Raw genomic sequence first — 23,073 nt, 5'->3', positions numbered from 1 at the left:
CGTTCCGATGTTCAATCTGCTGATCGTCGAAGACGAAGCGCTGATCGCGATGATGATGGAGGACGCGCTGATCTCCCGCGGACACCGGGTGGTCGGCGTCGCGGATACGCTTCCGTCCGCGCTCGATCTCGCCGGCGCGCACGCGATCGACCTGGCGCTGTGCGACGTGCGCCTGGCGAACGGCGACAGCGGCGTCGAGGTCGCGACGCGACTGGCGCAGCAAGGCATCCCGGTCGTCTATGTGAGCGGCAACTGCCCCGCAGACGCGCCGCACCCGCTGGTGATCGGCTGCGTCAACAAGCCGGTGCCGGTCGCTGCGCTGCATGCGACGGTGCTGGCGGCCTGCCAGATCGCGAAGGCCGGCGAGCCGGTCGCCGTCCCGCCCGCGCTGACGCTGTACCGCTGACCGTCCTTCCGCGCGGCAGCCCTATTGCAGGTGCCGCTCCGCCTCGCGCGCCATGATCGTGAGCAGGGTCGGGTCGAAGGGCGTGGTGCGGGGCGTGCTGTCGGCGACGCAGAGCGCGCCTAGCGCATGGCCGTTGCCGTCGAGCACCGGCACCCCGGCATAGAAGCGCAGGAAGGGCTCGGCCTGTACGGTCTCATAATGGACAAAGCGGGGATCCGCGCGCGTGTCGGGCACGATCAGCGGCTCACCGGGCGTGTGGATCATGGTCGCGCAGATCGCGGTGTCGCGGCTCGTCTCGCGGGTGTTCAGCCCATGCTCGGCGAGCAGGACCTGCGTGCGCTTGTGGATGATGGAGACGGCTGCAAAGGCGGTGCCGTAATGGGCGGCGGTCAGGTCGACGATCCGCTTCAACTCGGGATGGCCGTGCAGGGCCAGCGCGCCGCTCTCGTCGACGGCCCCCTGTCGCTTCCGCTCCTTGTCGAAAGCGCTCATCCATGCGCTCATATGCTGCACTGGACGCCTCCCCCGATCGCCCCCAACATCCGGGACTCGGATGTCGGCACGCCTTGCGCGTACCCGCCGGGATTTCGTCAATATTGCGAACCGCTCGCACAGTAAAGAGCCGTTCGGATCCGGCGAGGTCAGGGAAAATACGGGTGTTCGTCGGCACTTATGCTGAGGGAGACTTTGCCGGTCCGTGCGTTCGTCCCGAAATGGAGCAGTCGATCTCGGCGCTCGACTGAGCCGGGCGGCGGGTGCCGAGGCGCCCGCCGCCCGCTGCCGGATCAGAGAACCGCGGCCACGAGCTGACGGAAGGCGTCGGCGCGGTGGCTGATCGCGTGCTTTTGCTGCGGGTCGATCTCGCCGAAGCTCTGGTCCATGCCCTCGGCGATGAACATGGGATCATAGCCGAAGCCGAGCTTTCCGCGCGGCGGCCACACCAGCGTGCCGTCGACGCGGCCTTCGAACCATTCGACGTGGCCGTCCGGCCAGGCGAGCGCCAGCGCGCAGACGAAGTGCGCGTCGCGGCTGACGTCCGGGCCGAGTGCGGCCAGCCGTTCCTCGACCAGGCGCATCGCCAGATCGAAGTCCTTGGCCTCGCCGCCCCAGCGCGCGGAAAAGATGCCGGGCTCGCCGCCCAGCGCCTCGACGCACAGCCCGCTGTCGTCCGCCAGCGCCGGCATGCCCGACAGATCGGCCGCCTGGCGCGCCTTCAGCTCGGCATTGGCGACAAAGGTCGTGCCGGTCTCCTCGGGCTCCGGCAGGTCGAGCGCGCCCGCCGAGATCGGCTCGATCCCATAGGGGCCGAGCAGCTCGGCGATCTCGCGCACCTTGCCCGGATTGTGGCTGGCGATCACCAGCTTTCCGGGGGTGAGCTTGCGGATCGCCTGGGGCTCGGGGCCTTCGCCGCTCACCGGCCGGCGGCCTTGAGCTGGGCGGCGAAGATTTCGCCGCAGCCGATGCGGGCGAGGCGCAGCAGCCGCAGCAGCGCTTCCTCGTCGTAGCAGGCGCCCTCGGCCGTCGCCTGAACCTCGGCGATGTTGCCGTCGCTGGTCAGCACGAAATTGGCGTCGGCGTCGGCGGCGGAGTCCTCAGGGTAATCGAGGTCGAGCACCGGCGTGCCTTCATAGATGCCGCAGCTGACGGCGGCGACCTGGCGGCTGATCGGATCGGCGGTGAGCTTGCCGGCGGCCATCAGCCCGTCGACCGCCAGCCGCAGCGCCACCCAGGCGCCGGAGATGGAGGCGGTGCGGGTGCCGCCATCGGCCTGGATCACGTCGCAGTCGATCGTGATCTGGCGCTCGCCCAGTGCCTTGAGGTCGCAGACGGCGCGCAGGGAGCGGCCGATCAGCCGCTGGATTTCCTGGGTGCGGCCGGACTGCTTGCCCTTGGCCGCCTCGCGGCTGCCGCGGGTGTGGGTGGCGCGCGGCAGCATGCCGTATTCGGCCGTCACCCAGCCTTCGCCCTTGCCGCGCAGGAACGGCGGCACGCGCTCCTCGACGGAGGCGGTGACCAGCACCTTGGTCTCGCCGAAGCCGATCAGCACCGAACCTTCGGCGTGACGGGTGAAGTTGGGCTGGATCGAGATGGCGCGCATCTCGTCGGGGGCGCGGCCGGATGGGCGCATGGGTTCAGTCTCCTGCAAGATCGTTGGCGGCACCTAGACCGCCGACGGGCGTTCCGCCAGTCCGACAAACAGGGAGACGAGGCTTGATCCGGTTGACGATGATGATGGCCGGCGCGGCACTGGCGCTGGCGGCGTGCACCCCCGACGGCGGCGGCACCGCGTCGGCAGGCAGCGAGGCTGCGACCGCGGCGGGCGAGACGATCCGCTTCGCCACCGATCGCTGCTTCGGCACCTGCCCGGTCTACAGCGTGACCGTGCGGCCGGACGGCACTGGCACCTTCGAGGGGCAGCAGTTCACCGCCGTCACCGGCGCGCGCGATTTCACGCTGACGCCGGCCCAATATCGCGCCTTTGCCGATCGGCTGGCTGCGTTCCGTCCGGCGGAGCCGGAGCGGCGGGTCGAGCCGGGCTCGCCGCTGTGCCCCAACCATGCGACAGACATGTCCTCGGTGGACGTGACCTGGTCCGGCGGGGCGGGGGGCACGCGGCACCTCCACCAGTATCTCGGCTGCGTCGGCGAGGATGACCGAGACACTCGTACGGCGCTGCGCACCGCACCCGAGCTGCTGCCGATCGCGGCGTTCCTGGGTGAGCGGCCGGTCGGGCGCTGAGGGCTCCCCCTCCACGGGGAACCGCCAATCCCCACATAGGATACCCCGGCGAAGGCCGGGGCCCAGTTGCGGTGTCGTGGGTGAGGGCGCACTGTCCCTTCCACAAACCTTCCCAACTGGGCCCCGGCCTCCGCCGGGGTACGAAGAAGGGAAGCCCAAGTACGGAGCACGGCTTGGCGTTACGGTTCGGCGCGCTCGCCAACGAAACCCAGCACCGGCATTTCACTTCTGGAGCAGGCGCACGGCAGCCCCTACATGACACGCATGAACCCGCCGATCACCGAGCTGACCGACCGCGCACGCGACGTGTTCCGCCAGGTGGTGGAATCCTACCTCGAGTCCGGCATGCCCGTCGGCTCGCGCACCATCGCCCGGATGTCCGGGCTGAACCTGTCGCCGGCGTCGATCCGCAACGTCATGCAGGACCTGGAGGAGGCGGGGCTGCTCGCAGCGCCCCATACCAGCGCCGGGCGCATGCCGACCGACCAGGGGCTGCGCCTGTTCGTCGACGGCATGATGCACGTGATGGAGCCCTCCGCGCAGGAGCGGGCCGCGATCGAGGCGCAGGCGAGCATCGCCGGCTCGATCGAGGAGGCGCTGGCCGGTACCACCGCCACGCTGTCCGGCCTGTCGGCGTGCGCGGGCATGGTGATGGTGCCCAAGCGCGACGTGGTGATGCGCCAGTTCAGCTTCGCGCCGCTGGGCCACGACCGCGCACTCGCGGTGCTGGTCGGTTCGGACGGGTCGATCGAGAACCGGGTGGTCGAGCTGCCGCCCGGCATGACCGCGTCTGCGCTGGTGGAGGCGTCCAACTATCTCACCGCGCGGTTGGGCGGCCAGACGCTGGCCGAGGCGCGCACCGGCATCGAGCAGGAGATCCAGGCCGAGCGCGCCGCGCTGGACGAGGCGGCGCGCACGCTGGTGTCGCGCGGCCTGGCGCTGTGGAGCGAGGACGGCGATCGCCGCCCGGTGCTGATCGTGCGCGGCCAGGCGCGGCTGCTCGATCCGTCCGCCGCCGCCGACCTCGACCGCGTGCGCCAGCTGCTCGACGAACTGGAGGGCAAGGAGGAGATCGCCCGCCTGTTGGCCTCGGCGAGCGAAGGCGATGCCGCGCGCATCTTCATCGGTTCGGAAAACAAGCTGTTCGCGCTGTCGGGCTCGTCGGTGATCGCCAAGCCCGTGCGCGCGCTCGACGGCCGTGTGGTCGGTGTCGTCGGGGTGATCGGCCCTGTGCGGTTGAACTACGCGCGAGTCGTGCCCATGGTGGACTTCACTGCCGCAACGCTCACGCGTCTGCTGGCCTGATGCTCGAGAGAAGAGAATGACCCAGGAAGAGAACACCCCGAACGCGACCCCCGAAGACCTGCGCGAGGAGACCGCACAGGAGGCGCCGGAGGTTGCCGAGCACGACCGCGCAGGCGAACTGGAGGCGGAGCTCGCCGAGACCAAGGCGCAGTTGCTTTATGCCCGGGCCGACATCCAGAACGTGCGCCGCCGCGCCGAAAAGGAAGTGGCGGATGCGCGCGCCTATGCCGCGACGGGCTTTGCCCGCGACATCCTCTCCGTCGCCGACAATCTGTCGCGCGCGCTGTCGGCGATCCCGGCCGAGCTGCGCGAGGACGAGAAGATGAAGGGTCTGATCACCGGCCTGGAAGCGACCGGCCGCGAGCTCGACAGCGTGTTCGCACGCCACGGTATCTCCCGCATCGTCGCCCAGGGCGAGGCGCTCGATCCCAACCGCCACCAGGCGATGCTGGAGATCCCCAGCAACGATGCGGAGCCGGGCACGATCGTGCAGGAAATCCAGACCGGCTACATGATCAAGGACCGGCTGCTGCGCCCGGCGCTGGTGGGTGTCGCGAAGAAGCCGGACGCCTGACGGGACCGGCGGCGCACGCGGCGACGCGGTCATGAGCCCAGGCGCGCCCAGTGCGCTGAACCTCCCGCGGTTCGAACATCTCGCCAACCGCCGCGCGATCATCGATCGCGCGGCGGTGGCGGAGCAGCTTGCCGAGTTGCAGGCGCCCGATACCGCGTCCCTGCGGCGCGCGGCCAGCGCGCTGCTGCGCGATGCGCTCGACCGCGGCCGTGCGGAGATTGCGCGCCGGTTCGAGGAGAAGCCCACCCAGGGGCTCCAGACCGCGGCTGCCGGCGCCTATCTGACGGACCGGCTGCTGCGGCTGCTGCTCGACTTCATCGTCACGCGCCTCCATCCCAATCCGAACCCGACCGCCGCCGAGCGGATGACCATGGTCGCGGTGGGCGGCTATGGTCGGGGCGAGATGGCGCCCTTTTCCGACGTCGACATCGGCTTCCTCACCCCCTGGAAGCAGCCGCCCTGGTGCGAGCAGGTGATCGAGTCGGTGCTCTATGCGCTGTGGGACATCGGGCTGAAGGTCGGCCATTCGTCCCGCTCGCTCGACGAGATGATCCGCCAGGCGCGGGCCGACCATACGGTGCGCACGGCCCTGCTGGAGGGTCGATTCCTGTGGGGCGACTCCGCGCTGTACGACGAGGCCGCCGCCCGCTTCATGAGCGAGGTGCAGGCGGACGGCGCCCGCCAGTTCGTGGCCGAGAAGCTCGCCGAGCGGGAGGCGCGCCACCTCAAGATGGGCGACAGCCGCTACGTCGTCGAACCCAACGTCAAGGAGGGCAAGGGCGGCCTCAGGGACCTCCACGCGCTCTTCTGGATCGGCAAGTTCGCCTATGGCGTGCGCCGCGCGGCCGAGCTGGTGGACCGCGGCCTGTTCACGCCGCAGGAATATCGCCAGTTCCAGCGCGCCGAGAACTTCCTTTGGGCGGTGCGCTGCCACCTGCACCTGATCGCCGGCCGCGCCGAGGAGCGGCTGACCTTCGACGTGCAGCGCCAGATCGCGGAGCGGATGCGCTACGCCGACCGGCCGGGCAAGCCCAAGGTCGAGCGGTTCATGCAGTTCTACTTCCTGCAGGCAAAGCGCGTCGGCTATCTGAGCGGGCTGTTTCTGGCCCATCTGGACGAGAAGTTCGCCGGGCGCGGGCGCCGCTTCGGCCTGCCGCAGCTGCGTCGCCGGCCGAGCCGGCTCAAGGGTTTCGTGCTCGATCGCGGTCGCCTGGCACTGCCGCACGACCGCTTCTTTGCCGAGGATCCGGTGCGGCTGGTGGAGATCTTCGCGCTGGCAGACCTGCACGCGGTGGAAGTGCATCCGCTGGCGATGCGCGCGGCCGCGCGCGACGCGCACCTGATCACCGACCATCGCCGCGATCCGCGCGCCAACGCGCTGTTCCTGGACGTGCTGACGTCGCCGCGCACGCCGGAAAAGGTGCTGCGCTGGATGAGCGAGGCGGGGGTGCTCGGGCGGCTGGTGCCGGACTTCGGCCGCGTCGTCGCGCAGATGCAGTTCGACATGTACCACCATTACACGGTGGACGAGCACACCATCCGTGCGATCGGCCTGCTCAACCAGATCGAGCGCGGCGAGCTGATCCAGGACCACCCGCTGTCGTCGGCGCTGTTTCCGGGCGTCGTCCAGCGGCGCGCGCTGTATGTGGCCGTGTTCCTGCACGACATCGCCAAGGGCCGCGACGGCGACCATTCGATCCTGGGTGCCGCGGTCGCCGAGCGGCTGTGCCCGCGCTTCGGCCTGACCGCGGCGGAGACGGAGACCGTCGCCTGGCTGGTCCGCCACCACCTGCTGATGTCGGCGACCGCGTTCAAGCGCGACCTGTCTGACTTCAAGACCATCCTCGATTTCGCCGAGGTGGTGCAGAGCCCGCAGCGGCTGCGCATGCTGCTGATCCTGACGGTCGTCGACATTCGCGCGGTGGGGCCGGGCATCTGGAACGGGTGGAAGCGCCAGCTGCTCGCCACCCTGTTCGATTCGGCCGAGGAGGTGCTGCGGCTCGGCCACAAGCAGCGCGGGCGCGGCGAGCGCATCGCCGCCAAGCAGGAGGCGCTGCAGCAGGCGCTTGGCTGGGATGCGGAGCGGCTGGCGAGCTTCGTGGGCCAGTTGCCAGAAGCCTATTGGGTGGCGGAGCCGAGCGACGTGCTGGTCCGCAACGCGCGGCTGATCGACGGGGCAGGGGACGCGCCGCTCGCGATCGATACGGTCGCCGACCCGGAGCGCGATGCGACGCTGGTGACGGTGCACGCGGCCGACCATCCCGGCCTGTTCTACCGCATCGCCGGTGCCATCCATGCGGCGGGCGGCAACATCATCGACGCGCGCATCCACACGACGCGCGCCGGCATGGCGCTCGACAATTTTCTGGTCCAGAATCCGCAAGGGGGCCGCTTCGACGACGAAGGCCAGCTGGAGCGGCTGCGTACCGGCATCGCGGACGCGCTGGCCAACCGTGCCCGCCTGACCGAGCGCCTGTCGGCCAAGCCGCTGCCGCACCCGCGGGCCGGCGCCTTTTCGATCACCCCCAACGTGCTGATCGACAACCAGGCATCGAACCGCTTCACCGTGGTGGAGGTCAACGCCCGCGACCGCCCCGCGCTGCTCCACCACCTGGCGCACGCGCTGTTCCAGTCCAAGGTGACGATCCACTCCGCGCATGTCGCGACCTTTGGCGAGCGGGCGGTGGACACCTTCTACCTCACCGACCTGACCGGCGACCGCATCACCGCCTCCGCGCGCATCCGCGCGCTGGAGGCGCGGCTGCTGGAGGCGGCGGGGGGGACGGCGGAGCAGGCGGCGGCGTAGCACCCCCGACGTGCTCCTGCGCAGGCATGAGCCCAGGGTGGTGGAGGGTGACGTTTGCGGCTCAGGCGGTAGACGCGAGGGCCCTCCCGATGCCGCTGCGCCAAGACCGAAGCGGCGGGAGGAGAACCTGCCTGTCGGGTCGCCGCTTCGGAAAGCGCTAGCGCCATGCGTGCTGCGCTGCCGAATAGCGGTCCGGAAGCATCCTGAGGGGTGGCGCTGCCGTGAACACGGCGTGTGCGGCATCCACCGTCGGGCGGTGCAGGACGTCGATCTCGGCAGAGGCTTGAGCAAGCAGGAACGTCTCGGACCCGATCGCCGGACTCTGCGTCAGGTCCCGTGACCACACCTCGGCCAATCCCTCCGGATCGCGCAGGCACTGATAGGCGCGCTGTTCGTGATCTCGAATGCGCGGGAGGTGTATCCGACGACTTTCGACCTGTTCGGCGTCCGCCACTCCGGCCATGATCGCATTGGCCTCATCGGCACGCCCCAGTCCCTTGAGGGCACATGCGCGAATCCAGTCGAACTGCGGCAGGGCGTTCGGGACCTGATTTGCAGGAGCAGTCTTGAGGAACGTGGCGCGCGCCGCTTCCGATATCTCGAGCGACTCCGCATAGTGTCCGGTCTCCGCCAGCCGCGCCGCCAACGACAGACGCAGGTTCAAGCCGAACGGGCTGTCGCCAAGCAGCTGGATGCCCTGACGCCATACATCCAGCTCCCGCTCGGTCTGTTTCAGACCTTCAAGGACTTGCGCCGTGTCTCGTATGATGGCCTGGAGTTCGAGGTGATCCAGAGTGCTGGTACCCCGTTCTCGCTTCCGCTCCGACGTGAGCAGTTCGAGCGCGGCTTCCCACTGGCCGGCGTCCATCAGGGCATCGACATATTGTCCCAGGGCACGCGCACGGCGGCTCAGGCCAACGTTCGCCATCTCGTCGTTGGGAGCGGTCAGCCGACCTTCTTGCCAGCCCCGGCGCGTTCTCTCGAGGCTCTGATCCCGCAGCTTCGACATATCGTCGCCGCCCATGCGTTCGAGGGCGGGCCAGAGAAATGCCAGTCGCTCGTCCGCGAGCAGCGCCAGTGCCTGACGCGGTCCATGAACGACATAGCGGCTCCAGCCTGCGGAGTTGTCGGCAGGTCGATGCCGAAGCGTCGCGAGGTCGTCGTCGATGTCGAGTGCGATGATGCTCGGCACGCCGGCAATGATCGCCTGGCCCTTGATCTCTTCAGCCGCGACCGGCCCGGCGCATGCGACAACCACGCATGCGGCAACAGTTGTGAAAAAGCGTATCATCTCCGTCCCCCTTCACGCGTGGATGCGCTGCGGGAATGACGGTTCCATGACGCTGGTGCGGTACTCCTCCGACCTGCGCGCCTGTGGCTCTGGGCTCCTGCCTGCGCAGGAGCACGGGTAAGGGGGTGCAGGCTATGCCTTCGCTGGGCTGGCTAAGGACGTGCCGGCGCCCACCCCGCACAAACGAAAACGGGCGACGAAATCGCCGCCCGCTTGTCGCTCTTCGCAGAGGCGCCGCTTACTTCGGTGCGAGCACCATCAGCATCTGGCGGCCTTCCATGCGCGGATAGGCTTCGACCTTGCCGATCTCGATCACGTCCTGCTGCACGCGCTGGAGCAGCTGCATGCCGAGCTGGCCGTGCGAGAGCTCGCGGCCGCGGAAGCGCAGCGTGACCTTGACCTTGTCGCCTTCGCCCAGGAAGTCGTGGATCTTCTTCATCTTCGTATCATAGTCATGATCGTCGATGTTCGGACGCATTTTGATCTCCTTGATCTCCTGCGTCTTCTGGGTCTTGCGGGCGATGTTCGCCTTCTTCTGCGCCTCGTACTTGAACTTGCCGACGTCCAGGAACTTGGCGACGGGCGGGTCCGCGTTGGGCGACACCTCGACCAGGTCGAGCCCGACCTCCGCGGCCTGCTCGATCGCCTCCCGCGTGTACATCACACCCAGATTCTCGCCGTCCTGGTCGATCACGCGGACCTTGGGCGACTGGATGAATTCGTTGAAACGCGGGCCGTTCATCGGCGGGGGCGCCATGGGACGGCGCATCATGGGCGGACGGATAGGTGTAGCTCCTTGAGGTTGTTTCGAGTCTCTATGTAGTGGACGCAGGCGCCCATGAAAAGTTCAGTCGCGCGGAACTCGCTCCAAAAGGAGCCGAATCCCGCGCGAAAGAACCCTGGCAGCGCCGTTGGGCGCGGCGTCGCGGTCAGTTGCGGCGCAGATCGGGGGCGACCGCCTCAGCCGTCAGCATCGCCACCGCCTCGTCCAGCGTCAGCATCTGCTGCCCCTGGCTGCCCAGGCGGCGCAGCGCGACGGTGCCTTCCTCGGCCTCGCGCTTGCCCACCACCAAGAGGTTCGGGACCTTGGCCAGCGAATGCTCGCGCACCTTGTAGTTGATCTTCTCGTTGCGAAGGTCGGTCTCGACTCGCAGCCCGGCGGCCTTGAGCTTCTCCACCACCTGCTGCGCATAGTCGTCGGCATCCGACACGATGGTCGCGACCACCGCCTGCACCGGCGCCAGCCACAGCGGGAAGCGGCCGGCGTGATGCTCGATCAGGATGCCCAGGAAGCGCTCGAACGTGCCCAGGATCGCGCGGTGGAGCATGACGGGGCGGTGGCGGTTGCCGTCCTCGCCGACATAGCTCGCGTCGAGTCGCTCCGGCAGCACGCGGTCCGACTGGATGGTGCCAACCTGCCAGGTGCGGCCGATCGCATCCGTCAGGTGGAACTCGAGCTTGGGGGCATAGAAGGCCCCTTCACCTTCCAGCTCCTCGAAGTTCGCCTTGATCTGGTCCGACAAACCCGACTCGAGCACCGCGCGGCGCAGCTCGTCCTCGGCGAGGTCCCACATGGCGTCGCTGCCGAAGCGCTTCTCCGGGCGCAGCGCCAGCTTCACGGCGTAGTCCTCGAAGCCCAGGTCCTGATACACGCTGTCGAGCAGCTCACAGAACTTGCGGACCTCGTCGACCAGCTGGTCCTCGCGCACGAAGATGTGCGCGTCGTCCTGGGTGAACTGGCGCACGCGCATGATGCCATGCAGCGCGCCGTGGGGCTCGTTGCGGTGGCAGCAGCCGAACTCGGCCATGCGGATGGGCAGGTCGCGGTACGACTTGATCCCCTGGCGGAAGATCAGCACGTGCGCAGGGCAGTTCATGGGCTTCAACGCCATCAGGTCGGCGTCGCCGGAGATCACCGCGCCCTCATCCTCGGTGTTGGGCACCTCGTCGGGGACGACGAACATGTTCTCGCGATACTTGCCCCAGTGGCCGGACTGCTCCCACTGGCGCGCGTCCATCAGCTGCGGCGTCTTGACCTCGTCATAGCCGGCCGCATCTAGCCGGCGGCGCATGTACGCCTCCAGCTGGCGCCACATGATGTAGCCCTTGGGGTGCCAGAAGACGGAGCCCTGCGCCTCGGACTGGAGGTGGAACAGGTCCATCTCCGCGCCGATCTTGCGATGGTCGCGCTTGGCCGCTTCCTCCAGCCGGGTGAGGTGCTGGTCGAGCTGCTTCTTGTTGAGCCAGCCGGTGCCGTAGATGCGGCTCAGCATCGCGTTCTTCTGGTCGCCGCGCCAATAGGCGCCCGAGACCCGGGTCAGCTTGAACGCCTGCGGATCGAGCTTGCCGGTCGATTCCAGGTGCGGCCCGCGGCACATGTCGAGCCAGGCGTCCTCCGCCTTGCCGGCGCGATAGACGGTCAGCTCCTCGCCATCGGGGAGTTCGGCGGCCCATTCGGCCTTGAACGTCTCGCCCTTTTCGCGCCAGCGCGCGATCAGCGCCTCGCGGGTCCACACCTCGCGGATCAGCGGCTCGTTCTTGGCGATGACGCGGCGCATCTCCTCCTCGATCGCGGGCAGGTCCTCCTCGGTGAAGGGGCGATCCTTGGGCGCGAAGTCGTAGTAGAAGCCGTCGTCGGTCGCGGGGCCGAAGGTGATCTGCGTGCCCGGGAACAGATTCTGCACCGCCTCGGCCAGCACGTGCGCATAGTCGTGGCGGGCGAGCTCCAGCGCGTCGGCCTCGTCCTTGCTCGTCAGCAGCGCGAGGTTCGCGTCGCCCTCGAACGGGCGCTGCAGATCGCGCAGCTCGCCGTCGACGCGCGCGGCGATCGCCGCCTTGCGCAGCCCCGGCCCGATCGCCTGCGCGATGTCCGCGGGGGTAGTCCCCGGCGCTACCTCGCGGACGGAACCGTCGGGCAGCGTGATGCGGAACAATGCGGACATGGGGATCACTTCTCGGCTGATTGGAGGAACCACGGTCAATGTCGTGGCAGGGGTCCTTTAGACAAGTCGCGCGCGTTGGTCACCTATGCGGGTGGAACACGGCCGCGCGCGTCCCATATGGGCGCGGTGCGACCTTCCCGCACCCGAATTTCTCGAACTGCAAGGAACCTCCATGCCCAGCAACGCCAATGCCTTTGCGGCGCAGAGCCCCGAGTCCCCGCTGGCCCCGTTCAGCTTCGAGCGCCGCGATCCCGGCCCGCGCGACGTCGCCATCGACATCCTGTTCTGCGGCGTCTGCCACTCCGACCTCCACACCGCCCGCGGCGAGTGGGAAGGCACGCTCTACCCGTGCGTTCCGGGCCATGAGATCGTCGGCCGCGTGACCGCCGTCGGCAGCGACGTCACCAAGTTCCAGGTCGGCGACATCGCCGGCGTCGGCTGCATGGTCGACAGCTGCGGCGAGTGCCACTCCTGCCGCGAGGGCGAGGAGCAATATTGCGAGACGACCGGCTTCGTCGGCACCTATAATGGCCCCGATCCCGTGCTGGGCGGGCACACCTTCGGCGGCTATTCGGACCATATCGTCGTCGACGAGGGCTTCGTGCTGAAGGTCGGCCACGAGGCCGGCGACCTGGCAGCCGTCGCCCCGCTGCTGTGCGCGGGCATCACCACCTATTCGCCGCTCAAGCATTGGAAGGTCGGCCCCGGCCAGAAGGTCGGCATCGTCGGCCTGGGTGGCCTCGGCCACATGGGCGTAAAGATCGCCGCGGCGATGGGCGCCGACGTCTATGTGTTCAGCACCTCGCCCAACAAGCGCGAAGACGCCAAGCGCCTGGGCGCCCGGGACCTGATCGTGTCCAAGGACGCCGATGCCATGGCCGAGCACGCCGGCAGCTTCGACTTCATCCTGAACACCGTCGCGGCGAGCCACAACCTCGACCAGTTCCTGACGCTGCTGAAGCGCGACGGCACCATGACGCTGGTGGGCGTGCCGGAGGAGCCGCATCCCTCGCCGTCGGTCGGCAACCTGGTGTTCCGCCGCCGTTCGCTCGCCGGCTCGCTGATCGGCGGCATCGCCGAGACGCAGGAGATGCTCGACTTCTGCGCCGAGCACGGCCTGACCGCCGACATCGAGATGATCGACATCCAGGACATCAACACCGCCTATGAGCGGATGGTGAAGAGCGACGTGAAGTACCGCTTCGTGATCGACATGGAGTCGCTCAAGCAGGCGGCGTGATCCGGGGAGGGCGGGGTGCCGAGCGCACCTCGCCTCCACCTTCAAGCCGCCCCGAACGGCACCACCATGTTGCCGGCCGCGTGGCCGATCTCGGCCCGCCCCAGATAGGGCACGCCCAGCACGCCCGCCCAGCGGGTCATGATCGCCTCCAGCGGCTCGCCGAACTCGCCGTTCTCCGGCACGTCCGTCACTTGGCCCAGCCGGATGCCGGCGAGCCCGTGCAGCTGGGTGGCGTTGCCCACGGTGAACATCATCCGGTCGATGCGGTAGATCGCCTCCGACACTTCCTCGACATAGAGGACATGGTCGGTGAGGTCGGGCAGCCACGGCGTCCCCACCAGCGCCTCCAGGATGGCGAGGTTGAACGCCGCCGCCGGGCGCCCGTCCAGGTTCGGCTCCAGCACATGGGCGTCGCGATTCACCAGCCACGCGAGCGCCCGCCCGACCGAGGCGCCGCCGTCGGAGCGGCCCACGTCGATCGGCATCGGCCCGTGCACCTGCCGCCCGATCCGCCGCGCATAGAGCGCGCCCAGCAGGAACCCCATGTCCGAATAGCCGAGATAGGTCTTGGCCGCCGCCGCCCGATTGAGCTGCGGCAGCACCGTGCCTAAGATGCGGTTCGATCCATAGCCACCACGCGCGAACCAGATCGCGTCGAACGCCGCATCGTTGGCGAACTCCAGGAATGCCGCCGCCCGCTCGGCATCGGTGCCGGCGAAATGCCCCGCCTCCAGGAAGCATTGCGGATGCACCACCACGTCCACCTGGGGGAAGGTGATCGCCGCGAACGCCTGCACCCGCGCGGCCGCCTCCGGCGTGATCGCACGGGCGGGGGCGACGATACCGATGCGCATGAACTGCCTTTCGCATAGGCCGGCCTGCCCGCCGGCGACGCGCCAGCGGCTTGCCCCCCGGCCGCCCCGCCGATAGCGCGGGGAAATGGAACACGGCAAATCCTTCTTCCTCGTCGGCATCGGCGGCAGCGGCATGCTCCCGCTCGCGACCATCCTCGCGCGGCGCGGCGCCACGGTCGCGGGCTCCGACCGGGCGCTCGACAATCCGGCGCTCGGCCCCAAGTTCGCGGCGCTGCGCCGGCAGGGGATCGCGCTGTTCCCGCAGGATGGCAGCGGCATCACCTCGGCCGAGCAGACCGTGGTCGCCTCCGCCGCGGTCGAGGCGACGGTCGCCGACATGGTCGCCGCCGACCGGGTGGGCGCCCCGCGCATGACTCGGCCACAACTGCTGGCCGAGCTGTTCAACGCCAGCCCGCTCGGCATCGGCGTTGCCGGCACCAGCGGCAAGTCGACCGTGACGGGCATGATCGCCTGGATACTCCACGCCACCGGCCGCGATCCGACGGTGATGAACGGCGCGGTGATGAAGAATTTCGTGCGCCCCGACGCGCCCTTCGCCAGCGCGCTGGTGGGCGAGGGCGACGCCTTCGTCAGCGAAGTGGACGAGAGCGACGGCTCGATCGCCTTCTACCGCCCGCGCGTCGCGGTGCTCAACAACGTCAGCCTCGATCACAAGACGCTGGAGGAGCTGCGCACGCTGTTCGGCGGCTTTGCCGACCGCGCGCAGACGGCGGTGGTGAACGTCGGCGATGCGGAGTCGGCCGCGCTCGCCGCCGCGATCCCGTCGCCCAAGCTGCTGAGCTTCGCGGTCGAGGCGTCCGCCGACCTGTCGGCCGAGGCACTGGTGCCCGAACCCTTCGGCATCGCCTTCGACCTGGTCGCGGGCGGCACCCGCCGCCGCGTGCGGCTGGGCGTCCCCGGCCGCCACAATGTCGCCAACGCGCTCGCCGCGATCGGTGCGGCGGTGGCGGCCGGCGTCGACCGCGACGAAGCCGCGCAGGCGATCGAGGGCTTCGCCGGCCTCAAGCGCCGCTTCGAGTTGGTGGGGGAGGCGAACGGCGTCGCGGTCCTCGACGACTTCGGCCACAACCCCGACAAGATCGGCGCCACGCTCGACACGCTCCATGACTTCCGCGGCCGGCTGCTGCTGCTGTTCCAGCCGCACGGCTATGGCCCGTTGAAGGTGATGCGGCGGGAGCTGGTGGCGATGTTCCTCGCCAAGCTCGCCCCCGGCGACCGCCTCGTGCTGCCGGACCCGGTCTACCAGGGCGGCACCGTCGCGCGAGAGGTGACCAGCGCCGACATCGTCGCCGACCTGGCCGTTGCCGGCATCGACGCCCGCCACATCCCCGACCGCGTGGCCGCCGCCGCGCATCTGGTGGCGGAGGCCAAGCCCGGTGACCGCATCGTCATCATGGGCGCGCGCGACGACACGCTCAGCCTGCTGGCCGCGGACATGGTGGCTTGGCTGGGCAGGAGCTGAAAAGCTGCCTTGTCGAAATGACAAGTACGGTTGACGCATTCGTCGGGCGGTGTCAGGTTCCCTTTACAAATTGACAGGGAGCTTTGTCATGACGTCGTCCACTCCGGCCGTGAAGCGCTACACCCGCCGCTTGCTTTGGGCGTTCGGAGTCTATGTCCTCGCACTGTTCGGCGCGAACTGGATCGACCATACCTATCACCCGCAGGGCGGGACGCTGATCGCATTGTCGATCGTGCCGGCGCTGCCCATCCTCGCCCTCATCGCGATCATCGGCCGCTATCTGGTCGAGGAGCGAGACGAATTCCTGCGCCAGCGCATTGTGACCTGCATGTTGTTCGGCACCGGCGTGCTGCTTGGCGCGGGCACGGTGTACAACTTCCTGTCGGGCAGCGGTGCGATCGACCCGATGCCGCGGTTGTGGGTGTTTCCGATCTGGTGCTTCAGCTGGGGTGCCGCACAATGTTTCCTCGGCCTGCGCGACCGTTTTGCGGGCCAGCCGGCATGAAGAACCGGCTGCGCGTGCTGCGCGCCGAGCGCGGCTGGAGCCAGGGCGACCTGGCCGAGCGGCTGGAGGTTTCCCGCCAGAGCGTCAACGCGATCGAGACCGGCCGCTACGACCCCTCGCTCCCTCTCGCCTTCCGCATCGCAGACCTGTTCGAGCTTTCGATCGAGCAGATCTTCGTGAACCCTGCGCTGGAAACGGCGGACTGAGACCAAGGTCGCATTGCAACAGGGGAGGCAGGTTCCGGACCGGAAGGCTCCCCCCGGCACTGCGGTTTTTGATTGTCTCTGAAGAGATCGGCGTACAGACGCGCCGCATGACCGCAAGTTCAGCCGCCTTTGCCACCGCCACAGACGCCAGTTCTCCCGGGAAGGACCACTTCGTCGTTCTTGACGGACTTCGCGGCGTCGCCGCGCTGATGGTGGTCCTCTTTCATCTGTTCGAGCCCTACGCACTGGGCAACCCGCAGGTGCAGATCATCAACCACGGGTATCTTGCGGTCGATTTCTTCTTCCTCCTGTCGGGGTTTGTGATCGCCTACGCCTATGACGATCGCTGGGGCCGGATGGGGACCCTGGAGTTCTTCAAGCGCCGGATCGTGCGCTTGCAGCCCATGGTGATCCTGGGCAGCGTGATCGGGGCGGCGCTTTTTGCGCTCCAGGCCTCGCCCGTGTTTCCCAAGATGGCGGACGCCTCCGCGATGCAGGTCATCCTGGTCATGGTGCTGGGCTTTTTGATGATCCCGCTGCCAAAGAGCGGGGACGTTCGCGGATGGGACGAGATCTATCCCCTGAACGGCCCGGCATGGTCGCTGTTCTACGAGTATATCGCCAACGCCCTTTACGCCCTGGGTGTGCGCAAGCTCTCCCACCGCGCGCTGGCCGTGCTGGTCGCGCTGTCGGCGTGTGCGCTCGTCTACCTCCTGGTGTTCGGCCCGCGCGGGGATGTCATCGGTGGATGGGCGCTGGACGCGTCCGGCATCCAGATCGGCCTGACCCGGGTGATGTTCCCCTTCTTCGCCGGCGTGTTGATGATGCGGCTTCGGATGAAGGTCCGGATGCCGCATGCCTTTGCCGTGGCCAGCGCCCTCCTGGTGGTCGCCATCAGCCTGCCGCGCTTCGGCGGTCTCGATCGGCTGTGGCTGAACGGGCTGTACGAGGCGGCATGCATCGTCCTTCTGTTCCCACTCATCGTCGCCATCGGAGCGGGCGACAAGGCGGCGGGGGGCGTCTCGATCCGCATCGCGCGGTTCTTCGGCGATCTCTCCTTTCCGCTCTACATCACGCACTATCCGCTCATCTACATCTACACCGCATGGGTGAGCGACGGGCAGGTGACACCCGTCGAGGGCGCGCTCTCCGGCGCCGCTCTCCTAGTCGCCGCGGTGGCGATCGCATATGCCAGCCTCAAGCTCTACGACGAGCCGGTCCGGCGCTGGCTCGCGGCCAAGCTCCTGCGGAGGTCCTGAGTTCCGCCAGGCGCGCGCCCGGACGCCGTGGGGGCTGTCCTACTGCGGCCGGTGCGTGGCATGGAGGGGCATGGCGCCGCCTCGTCCCTCTGCCGTTCATCCGCTGCCTTCGGGTGAACGCGCGACCCCAGGCCGAAACAAAGCGCTTCCGAGCCTCAACTTCCTCAACTTCCGCGGTGCATCATGACTGAAGCTGCTCCTGCCGAGCGTCCGCTCGCCTTTCACCACACGGCCGGTAAGGGGCCCACGATCGTGTTCCTGCCGGGCTATGCGTCCGACATGACCGGCAGCAAGGCGCTGGCGATCGAGGCCTGGGCGAAGGCGGAGGGACGCGCGTTCGTCCGCTTCGACTATGGCGGCTGCGGGCAGAGCCCGGGCAATTTCGAGGAGCAGACGCTGGCACTGTGGCGCGACGATGCGCTGGCCATCATCGACCATGCGGTGGAAGGCCCGGTGGTGCTGGTCGGATCGTCGATGGGCGGGTGGATCATGCTGCTCGCGGCGCGCGATCGGCCGGATCGGGTGGTGGGGCTGGTCGGCATCGCGCCTGCGCCCGACTTCACCGACTGGGGCTTCACCCCTGAGGAGAAGATGACGATGCTCACGGAAGGGCGGCTGGAGAAGCCCTCGCCTTATTCGGACCAGCCGACCGTCACCACTCGCGCCTTCTGGAGCTCGGGGGAGGCCAACCGGCTGATGCACGGCATCGTGCCCGTCGACGTGCCGGTGCGGCTGATCCAGGGGCAGCAGGACAAGGACGTGCCGTTCGAACGCACCGTGCACCTCGCCAGCCTGTTGCGTTCAGCCGACGTGCAGACGCTGCTCGTCAAGGATGGCGACCACCGCCTGTCCCGCCCGCAGGACATCGCCCTGATCCTGCGCGCGATCGAAGATGTGACCCCCGCCTGATGCTCCTGCCGCTGCTGCTCCTCGCCCAGACCGCTGCCGCCCCGGCGGCGGGCCCGCCGACGCCCCGGCGCGGCGATCGCTATGCCGAATGCATCGACCAGGCGCGGCGCGATCCCGCCGCCGCCGTGCGCGGCGCCACGGCGTGGCAGCAGGCGGGCGGTGGCTTCCTCGCCCAGCAATGCCTGGGGATCGCCCATACCACCCAGCAGCGCTGGGACGCGGCGGCGGCCGCCTTCGAGGGCGCGGCGCGTGCGGCGGATGTGGCCAGGGACCCGCGCTCGGGCAGCTTCTGGGCGCAGGCCGGCAATGCCTGGCTGGCGGCGGGCGACCCGGCCAAGGCGCAGGTGGCACTCGATGCCGCGCTGATCGGCGGCACGCTCACCGGCCTGGACCTGGGGGAAGCGCATCTCGACCGCGCGCGCACGCTGGTAGCAGCCGGCCGGCAGGGGGAGGCGCGGGCCGATCTCGATCGTGCGCTGGCGCTCGCCGGCGACGATCCGCTCGCCTGGCTGCTGTCGGCGACGCTGGCGCGCCGGACGGGCGACCTGCTGCGTGCGCGCAAGGACATCGGCCGGGCGCTGGCGCTCTCCCCGGACGATGCCTCGGTCCAGCTGGAGGCGGGCAACATCGCGGCCGTGGAGGGCAATGAGGCGGCCGCACGCAGCGCCTGGGAGGCCGCGGTGCGGGTCGCGCCGGGCACCGGCCCCGCTCAGGCGGCGGCCGATGCCCTGGCGGCTCTGGGTGGCGGCGCTCAGTCGAGGTAGAAGTCGACCGTGGTGACGACGCGCACCTTCTTGAAGGGCGTGTCGGCGACGCCATAGCCGGCCTGCTCGCCGTCGCGCGCCTCGACCGAGAAATAGCCCTGGGTCGCGCTCTTGATGCCGCCGACGCCGGTGTCGCTGTCCTTGGCGAACTGCTCGGCGGCGGCGCGAGCGTCGCGGGTCGCCTCGGCCACCATCGCCGGCTTGATGTCGTTGAGCTTGGTGAAGCTGTAGCTGATGCCCGAGCCTTCCTGGAGGACGACGCCCTGGCGCACGAGATCGAACTGGCGGGCGACCGCGCGGCGGGCGCGGGCGATGTCGGTGGTGCGCAGTTGCAGCCGCTGGCTGACCGTCACCGTCTGCACGCCGTTCATGTAGGATTGGCTGACGCCGGCGCCCGCTGGGGCGAGTGCCTCGGCGGGGAAGCCCAGGCTCGCGAAGAAGCGGCGGATGCTCTGGGTGTCGCGATCGATGTCCGCCTGCACCTCGGCGAGGTCGAGGCCCTGCTTGGAATAGTTGAGCGTCCACACTGCCAGGTCGGCGGTGACGTTGCGTTCGGCGAGGCCGCGGACCGTCACCGATCGGTCGGCATGGTGTGCGCGGACCAGCCCGTTGCCGAGCAGATAGCCGCCCAGGATCATGCCCAATGCGAGGATTGCCGCTGCGATGAGCAGCGCCGTGCCGCGGTCTTTGGTCCTGCCGGTTTCCATTGCGGGTTCCTCCCCCATATAGCCGAAGCCTATCGTGCCGGCGGCACGATGCACAACTGCTGATGACGAACGGGAAGCTCCTGCCATGAAGTATCTGCACACCATGATCCGCGTGACCGATCCGGAGGCGACGATCCGCTTCTTCAATGTGCTGGGGCTCACCGAAACCCGCCGCATCGAGAACGAGCAGGGCCGCTTCACGCTGATCTTCCTGGCCGCCGACGAGGACAGCAACGGCCCGGGCAAGCGCGCCGAGGCCGAGGTGGAGCTGACCTACAACTGGGATCCGGAGGACTATGGCGAGGGTCGCAACTTCGGCCACCTCGCCTATCGGGTGGAGAACATCTACGAGACGTGCCAGCGGCTGATGGACTCGGGCGTGACGATCAACCGCCCGCCGCGGGACGGCAACATGGCCTTCATCCGCACCCCGGACAACATCTCGATCGAGCTGCTGCAGGCGGGCGACCCGCTGCCGCCGGCGGAGCCCTGGGGGTCGATGCCGAACACGGGCCGCTGGTAATGGCGTCGGCGTTTCCGATCGAGGTCGTCCGGCTGCCGGCGCTGGCGGACAATTATGTCTGGCTGCTCCACGATCCCGCCTCTGGCGAGACGGTGGTGGTCGACCCGGCGGAGGCGCCGCCCGTCTTGGAAGCGCTCGCCGAGCGCGGGTGGACGCTCACGGCGATCTGGAACACCCACTGGCATGGCGACCATACGGGCGGGAACGCCGGGCTGAAGGAGGCGACCGGCGTCCCGGTGTTCGCGCCAGCGGCGGAGGCGGCCAAGATCCCGACGCTCGACCATGGGCTTCGCGAGGGCGACACGCTGCGGATCGGCGACCATGTCGCGACCGTGCTGGAGGTGCCGGCGCATACCGCCGGCCACATCGCCTTCCACTTCGCCGAGGATGCGCTGCTGTTCAGCGGCGACATGCTGTTCGCGATGGGGGCGGGGCGGCTGTTCGAGGGGACGGCGGCGCAGATGTATGCCGCCATGCGCCGATTCGTGGCGCTGCCGGACGCCACGCAGGTGTTCTGCGGGCATGAATATACCCAGTCGAACGGCCGCTATGCGCTGGCAGCGGAGCCGGACAACGCCGCCGTCGCGGAGCGGATGGTGGAGGTCGACCGGCTGCGTGCGGCGGGCGCGCCGACGGTGCCGACGACCATCGGCCTGGAGCGTGCAACCAATCCCTTCCTGCGTGCGTCCTCGCCCGAGGAGCTTGCCGAGCGCCGGCAGGCCAAGGACAGCTTCCGCGGATAGCGCGCCGGAGACTCGCGCCCGGGCGGAGAGGAGACAGGGCATGACCCGTTGGACGTTGATGCTGGCGGCGACCGCGCTGCTGGGAGGCTGCGCCACCGCCGCGGACGAGGCGAAGCGCCAGGCGGCGAGCGACAGGGAACTGGCCGAGGCGCTGGAAGGCTATACGCCTGGACGCACGCTCGACTGCATCGACCCGACCTTTGCGGGAGGGCCGCAGCTGGTCGGCGACTCGCTGCTCTACCGCCCCAGCCGGGGCACGCTGTACCGCAACGTGGTGGCGCCCAACTGCCCGGGCTTCCGCGGCGACCAGGTCGTGGTGGCGGAGCTGTATGGATCGCGCATCTGCCGCAACGACCGCTTCCGGCTGGTGCAGCGCGGCGGGGGCGGCATCCCGTCCGCCTATTGCCGCTTCGGCCCGTTCGTCGAGTATAAGAAGGACCGCTGAGCGCCGGTCCGCCGGGGAGGCGGACCGGCACCCCGCCTACAGCACGTAGCGGCTGAGGTCGGTGTTGCGGGCGACGCCGGCGAGCTGCTTGTCGACATAGGCGGCGTCGACCACCAGCGTCTCGCCGCGGCGATCCTCTGCGTCGAAGCTCACTTCCTCCAGCAGCTTTTCCATCACCGTCTGAAGGCGGCGGGCGCCGATGTTCTCAACCTCGCCGTTCACCTCGGCCGCGATGCGGGCGATCGCGCGGATGGCGTCGGGGGTGAAGTCGACGGTCACGCCCTCGGTCTCGATCAGCGCCTTGTACTGCTGCGGCAGCGATGCCGTCGTATCCGACAGGATCGCGACGAAGTCGTCTTCGGTCAGGCCCTTGAGCTCCACCCGGATCGGCAGGCGGCCCTGGAGTTCGGGCAGCAGGTCGCTCGGCTTGGCGACATGGAACGCGCCCGAGGCGATGAAGAGGATGTGGTCGGTCTTCATCGGTCCGTACTTGGTGGCGACCGTGGTGCCCTCGATCAGCGGCAGGAGGTCGCGCTGGACGCCCTCACGGCTGACCGAACCGCCGCGCACGTCCGAGACCGCGATCTTGTCGATCTCGTCCAGGAAGACGATGCCGTTGGCTTCCGCATCCGCCAGCGCGGTGCGGCTGACCTCGTCCTGGTCGAGGCGCTTGTCGGCCTCTTCCTCGACGAGTTTTTCCCAGGCGGCGGGGACGGTCAGCTTGCGCCGCTTCATCTGGCCGCCGCCGAATGCCTTGCCCATCATCTCGGACAGGTTGATCATCTGCGGCGCGCCGCCCGGGATCTCGAACGGCATCGAGGGCTGCGCCTCCAGCTCGATCTCGATCTCCTTGTCGTTGAGGTGCCCGTCGGCCATGCGCTGGCGGAATGCCTCGCGGGTGGCCTCGCTGGCGCCCTTGCCGGTGAGCGCGTCGAGCAGGCGGGACATGGCGGCTTCCTCCGCCTTGTCCTTTACGGCCAGGCGGCGGCGTTCCTTTTCCAGCCGGATCGCTTCTTCGACGAGATCGCGGGCGATCTGCTCGACGTCGCGGCCGACATAGCCGACCTCGGTGAACTTGGTCGCCTCGACCTTCACGAAGGGCGCGTCGGCGAGCTTGGCCAGGCGACGGCTGATCTCGGTCTTGCCGCAGCCGGTCGGGCCGATCATCAGGATGTTCTTCGGGGACACCTCGTCGCGCAGCTCGGGGCTAAGCTGCTGGCGGCGCCAGCGGTTGCGCATCGCGACCGCGACGGCGCGCTTGGCATCCTTTTGCCCGATGATGTGCGCGTCGAGCGCGGCGACGATCGCCTTGGGGGTGAGATTGTCGTTCATGGGTTCGCTTCGTTTCCCCTCCTTGAAGGGAGGGGGTGGG

At 68.9% G+C, this 23,073-nt stretch carries 24 protein-coding genes; 15 read left to right on the top strand and 9 right to left on the bottom strand.

Annotation, left to right across the window (positions count from 1 at the left end):
- Positions 1–7: 7 nt before the first annotated feature.
- Positions 8–406, top strand: coding sequence for a response regulator (locus tag EDF69_RS15480; RefSeq protein ID WP_165890004.1), 399 nt, complete (start codon positions 8–10; stop codon positions 404–406).
- A gap of 21 nt (positions 407–427) precedes the next feature.
- On the opposite strand, the gene EDF69_RS15475 is transcribed toward EDF69_RS15480, so the two are convergent.
- The 3 genes from EDF69_RS15475 to rph form a co-directional block, all read right to left on the bottom strand.
- A complete protein-coding gene (locus EDF69_RS15475) occupies positions 428–898 on the bottom strand; it encodes a GAF domain-containing protein (RefSeq protein WP_165890005.1) in 471 nt (156 codons plus the stop codon).
- Positions 899–1,191: 293 nt separating this feature from the next.
- Complete coding sequence (gene rdgB, locus EDF69_RS15470) at positions 1,192–1,821, bottom strand: RdgB/HAM1 family non-canonical purine NTP pyrophosphatase (RefSeq protein ID WP_132883072.1); 630 nt, start codon at positions 1,819–1,821, stop codon at positions 1,192–1,194.
- Positions 1,818–2,534, bottom strand: coding sequence for a ribonuclease PH (gene rph / locus EDF69_RS15465; protein ID WP_132883073.1), 717 nt, complete (start codon positions 2,532–2,534; stop codon positions 1,818–1,820). The genes rdgB and rph overlap by 4 nt, the downstream gene beginning before the upstream one ends.
- Positions 2,535–2,617: 83 nt before the next feature.
- On the opposite strand from rph, the gene EDF69_RS15460 reads away from it, so the two are divergent.
- The 4 genes from EDF69_RS15460 (at position 2,618) to EDF69_RS15445 (ending at position 7,830) form a co-directional block, all read left to right on the top strand.
- A complete protein-coding gene (locus tag EDF69_RS15460; protein WP_132883074.1) occupies positions 2,618–3,145 on the top strand; it encodes a DUF6438 domain-containing protein in 528 nt (175 codons plus the stop codon).
- A 264-nt stretch (positions 3,146–3,409) separates the two neighbouring features.
- Positions 3,410–4,450, top strand: a complete 1,041-nt coding sequence (gene hrcA, locus EDF69_RS15455) for a heat-inducible transcriptional repressor HrcA (protein WP_125961640.1) — start codon at positions 3,410–3,412, stop codon at positions 4,448–4,450.
- Positions 4,451–4,466: 16 nt separating this feature from the next.
- Positions 4,467–5,024, top strand: a complete 558-nt coding sequence (grpE, locus tag EDF69_RS15450) for a nucleotide exchange factor GrpE (RefSeq protein ID WP_125961597.1) — start codon at positions 4,467–4,469, stop codon at positions 5,022–5,024.
- Positions 5,025–5,055: 31 nt separating this feature from the next.
- The gene (locus EDF69_RS15445) at positions 5,056–7,830 is read left to right on the top strand and encodes a [protein-PII] uridylyltransferase (protein WP_132883075.1); all 2,775 of its coding nucleotides are present in this window, start codon (positions 5,056–5,058) and stop codon (positions 7,828–7,830) included.
- A gap of 157 nt (positions 7,831–7,987) precedes the next feature.
- Here the strand turns inward: EDF69_RS15445 and EDF69_RS15440 are convergent, their stop codons facing one another.
- The 3 genes from EDF69_RS15440 to thrS form a co-directional block, all read right to left on the bottom strand.
- On the bottom strand, positions 7,988–9,121 hold the full coding sequence (locus EDF69_RS15440) for a hypothetical protein (protein ID WP_132883076.1): 1,134 nt from the start codon (positions 9,119–9,121) through the stop codon (positions 7,988–7,990).
- Positions 9,122–9,359: 238 nt separating this feature from the next.
- Positions 9,360–9,893, bottom strand: a complete 534-nt coding sequence (gene infC / locus EDF69_RS15435) for a translation initiation factor IF-3 (protein WP_125961602.1) — start codon at positions 9,891–9,893, stop codon at positions 9,360–9,362.
- Positions 9,894–10,050: 157 nt separating this feature from the next.
- A complete protein-coding gene (gene thrS, locus EDF69_RS15430) occupies positions 10,051–12,063 on the bottom strand; it encodes a threonine--tRNA ligase (RefSeq protein ID WP_132883077.1) in 2,013 nt (670 codons plus the stop codon).
- A 172-nt stretch (positions 12,064–12,235) separates the two neighbouring features.
- Between thrS and EDF69_RS15425 the strand changes: the two genes are divergently transcribed.
- A complete protein-coding gene (locus EDF69_RS15425) occupies positions 12,236–13,303 on the top strand; it encodes an NAD(P)-dependent alcohol dehydrogenase (protein ID WP_132883078.1) in 1,068 nt (355 codons plus the stop codon).
- Between the two features lie 41 nt (positions 13,304–13,344).
- Here EDF69_RS15425 and EDF69_RS15420 read toward each other — a convergent pair whose 3' ends face one another.
- Complete coding sequence (locus tag EDF69_RS15420) at positions 13,345–14,157, bottom strand: LD-carboxypeptidase (RefSeq protein ID WP_132883079.1); 813 nt, start codon at positions 14,155–14,157, stop codon at positions 13,345–13,347.
- Positions 14,158–14,242: 85 nt separating this feature from the next.
- Between EDF69_RS15420 and EDF69_RS15415 the strand changes: the two genes are divergently transcribed.
- The 6 genes from EDF69_RS15415 to EDF69_RS15390 all read left to right on the top strand — a co-directional run bounded on the left by EDF69_RS15415 (position 14,243) and on the right by EDF69_RS15390 (position 19,283).
- Positions 14,243–15,640 carry a glutamate ligase domain-containing protein gene (locus tag EDF69_RS15415; RefSeq protein ID WP_132883080.1) on the top strand — a complete coding sequence of 466 codons (1,398 nt, stop codon included), beginning with the start codon at positions 14,243–14,245 and terminating at the stop codon, positions 15,638–15,640.
- Between the two features lie 88 nt (positions 15,641–15,728).
- The gene (locus tag EDF69_RS15410) at positions 15,729–16,145 is read left to right on the top strand and encodes a hypothetical protein (protein ID WP_132883081.1); all 417 of its coding nucleotides are present in this window, start codon (positions 15,729–15,731) and stop codon (positions 16,143–16,145) included.
- Positions 16,142–16,351: a helix-turn-helix transcriptional regulator gene (locus EDF69_RS15405; protein ID WP_132883082.1), complete on the top strand. Its 210-nt coding sequence runs from the start codon at positions 16,142–16,144 to the stop codon at positions 16,349–16,351. Before EDF69_RS15410 ends, EDF69_RS15405 begins: the two co-directional genes overlap by 4 nt.
- 107 nt (positions 16,352–16,458) lie before the next feature.
- Complete coding sequence (locus tag EDF69_RS15400; protein ID WP_132883083.1) at positions 16,459–17,610, top strand: acyltransferase family protein; 1,152 nt, start codon at positions 16,459–16,461, stop codon at positions 17,608–17,610.
- Positions 17,611–17,793: 183 nt separating this feature from the next.
- Positions 17,794–18,519: an alpha/beta fold hydrolase gene (locus tag EDF69_RS15395; protein ID WP_132883084.1), complete on the top strand. Its 726-nt coding sequence runs from the start codon at positions 17,794–17,796 to the stop codon at positions 18,517–18,519.
- On the top strand, positions 18,519–19,283 hold the full coding sequence (locus EDF69_RS15390; RefSeq protein WP_132883085.1) for a tetratricopeptide repeat protein: 765 nt from the start codon (positions 18,519–18,521) through the stop codon (positions 19,281–19,283). Before EDF69_RS15395 ends, EDF69_RS15390 begins: the two co-directional genes overlap by 1 nt.
- Here the strand turns inward: EDF69_RS15390 and EDF69_RS15385 are convergent.
- A complete protein-coding gene (locus EDF69_RS15385; protein ID WP_132883086.1) occupies positions 19,271–19,990 on the bottom strand; it encodes an SIMPL domain-containing protein in 720 nt (239 codons plus the stop codon). The genes EDF69_RS15390 and EDF69_RS15385 overlap by 13 nt on opposite strands.
- Positions 19,991–20,075: 85 nt before the next feature.
- On the opposite strand from EDF69_RS15385, the gene EDF69_RS15380 reads away from it, so the two are divergent.
- From EDF69_RS15380 to EDF69_RS15370, 3 genes are read left to right on the top strand one after another with little or no spacing between them, the layout of a single operon-like run.
- A complete protein-coding gene (locus EDF69_RS15380) occupies positions 20,076–20,513 on the top strand; it encodes a VOC family protein (RefSeq protein WP_132883087.1) in 438 nt (145 codons plus the stop codon).
- Positions 20,513–21,256 carry a hydroxyacylglutathione hydrolase gene (gene gloB / locus EDF69_RS15375; protein WP_132883088.1) on the top strand — a complete coding sequence of 248 codons (744 nt, stop codon included), beginning with the start codon at positions 20,513–20,515 and terminating at the stop codon, positions 21,254–21,256. The genes EDF69_RS15380 and gloB overlap by 1 nt, the downstream gene beginning before the upstream one ends.
- 40 nt (positions 21,257–21,296) lie before the next feature.
- Positions 21,297–21,701, top strand: a complete 405-nt coding sequence (locus EDF69_RS15370; RefSeq protein WP_125961615.1) for a hypothetical protein — start codon at positions 21,297–21,299, stop codon at positions 21,699–21,701.
- A gap of 36 nt (positions 21,702–21,737) precedes the next feature.
- Here EDF69_RS15370 and hslU read toward each other — a convergent pair whose 3' ends face one another.
- A complete protein-coding gene (gene hslU / locus EDF69_RS15365; RefSeq protein ID WP_132883089.1) occupies positions 21,738–23,033 on the bottom strand; it encodes an ATP-dependent protease ATPase subunit HslU in 1,296 nt (431 codons plus the stop codon).
- Positions 23,034–23,073: the final 40 nt, after the last annotated feature.

Origin of the sequence: Sphingomonas sp. JUb134, assembly GCF_004341505.2 — a bacterium.
In the GTDB taxonomy this organism is placed as follows: Bacteria; Pseudomonadota; Alphaproteobacteria; order Sphingomonadales; family Sphingomonadaceae; genus Sphingomonas.
Note: the sequence above shows the minus strand (reverse complement) of the source record. Positions and strands in the feature narration are given on the sequence as shown.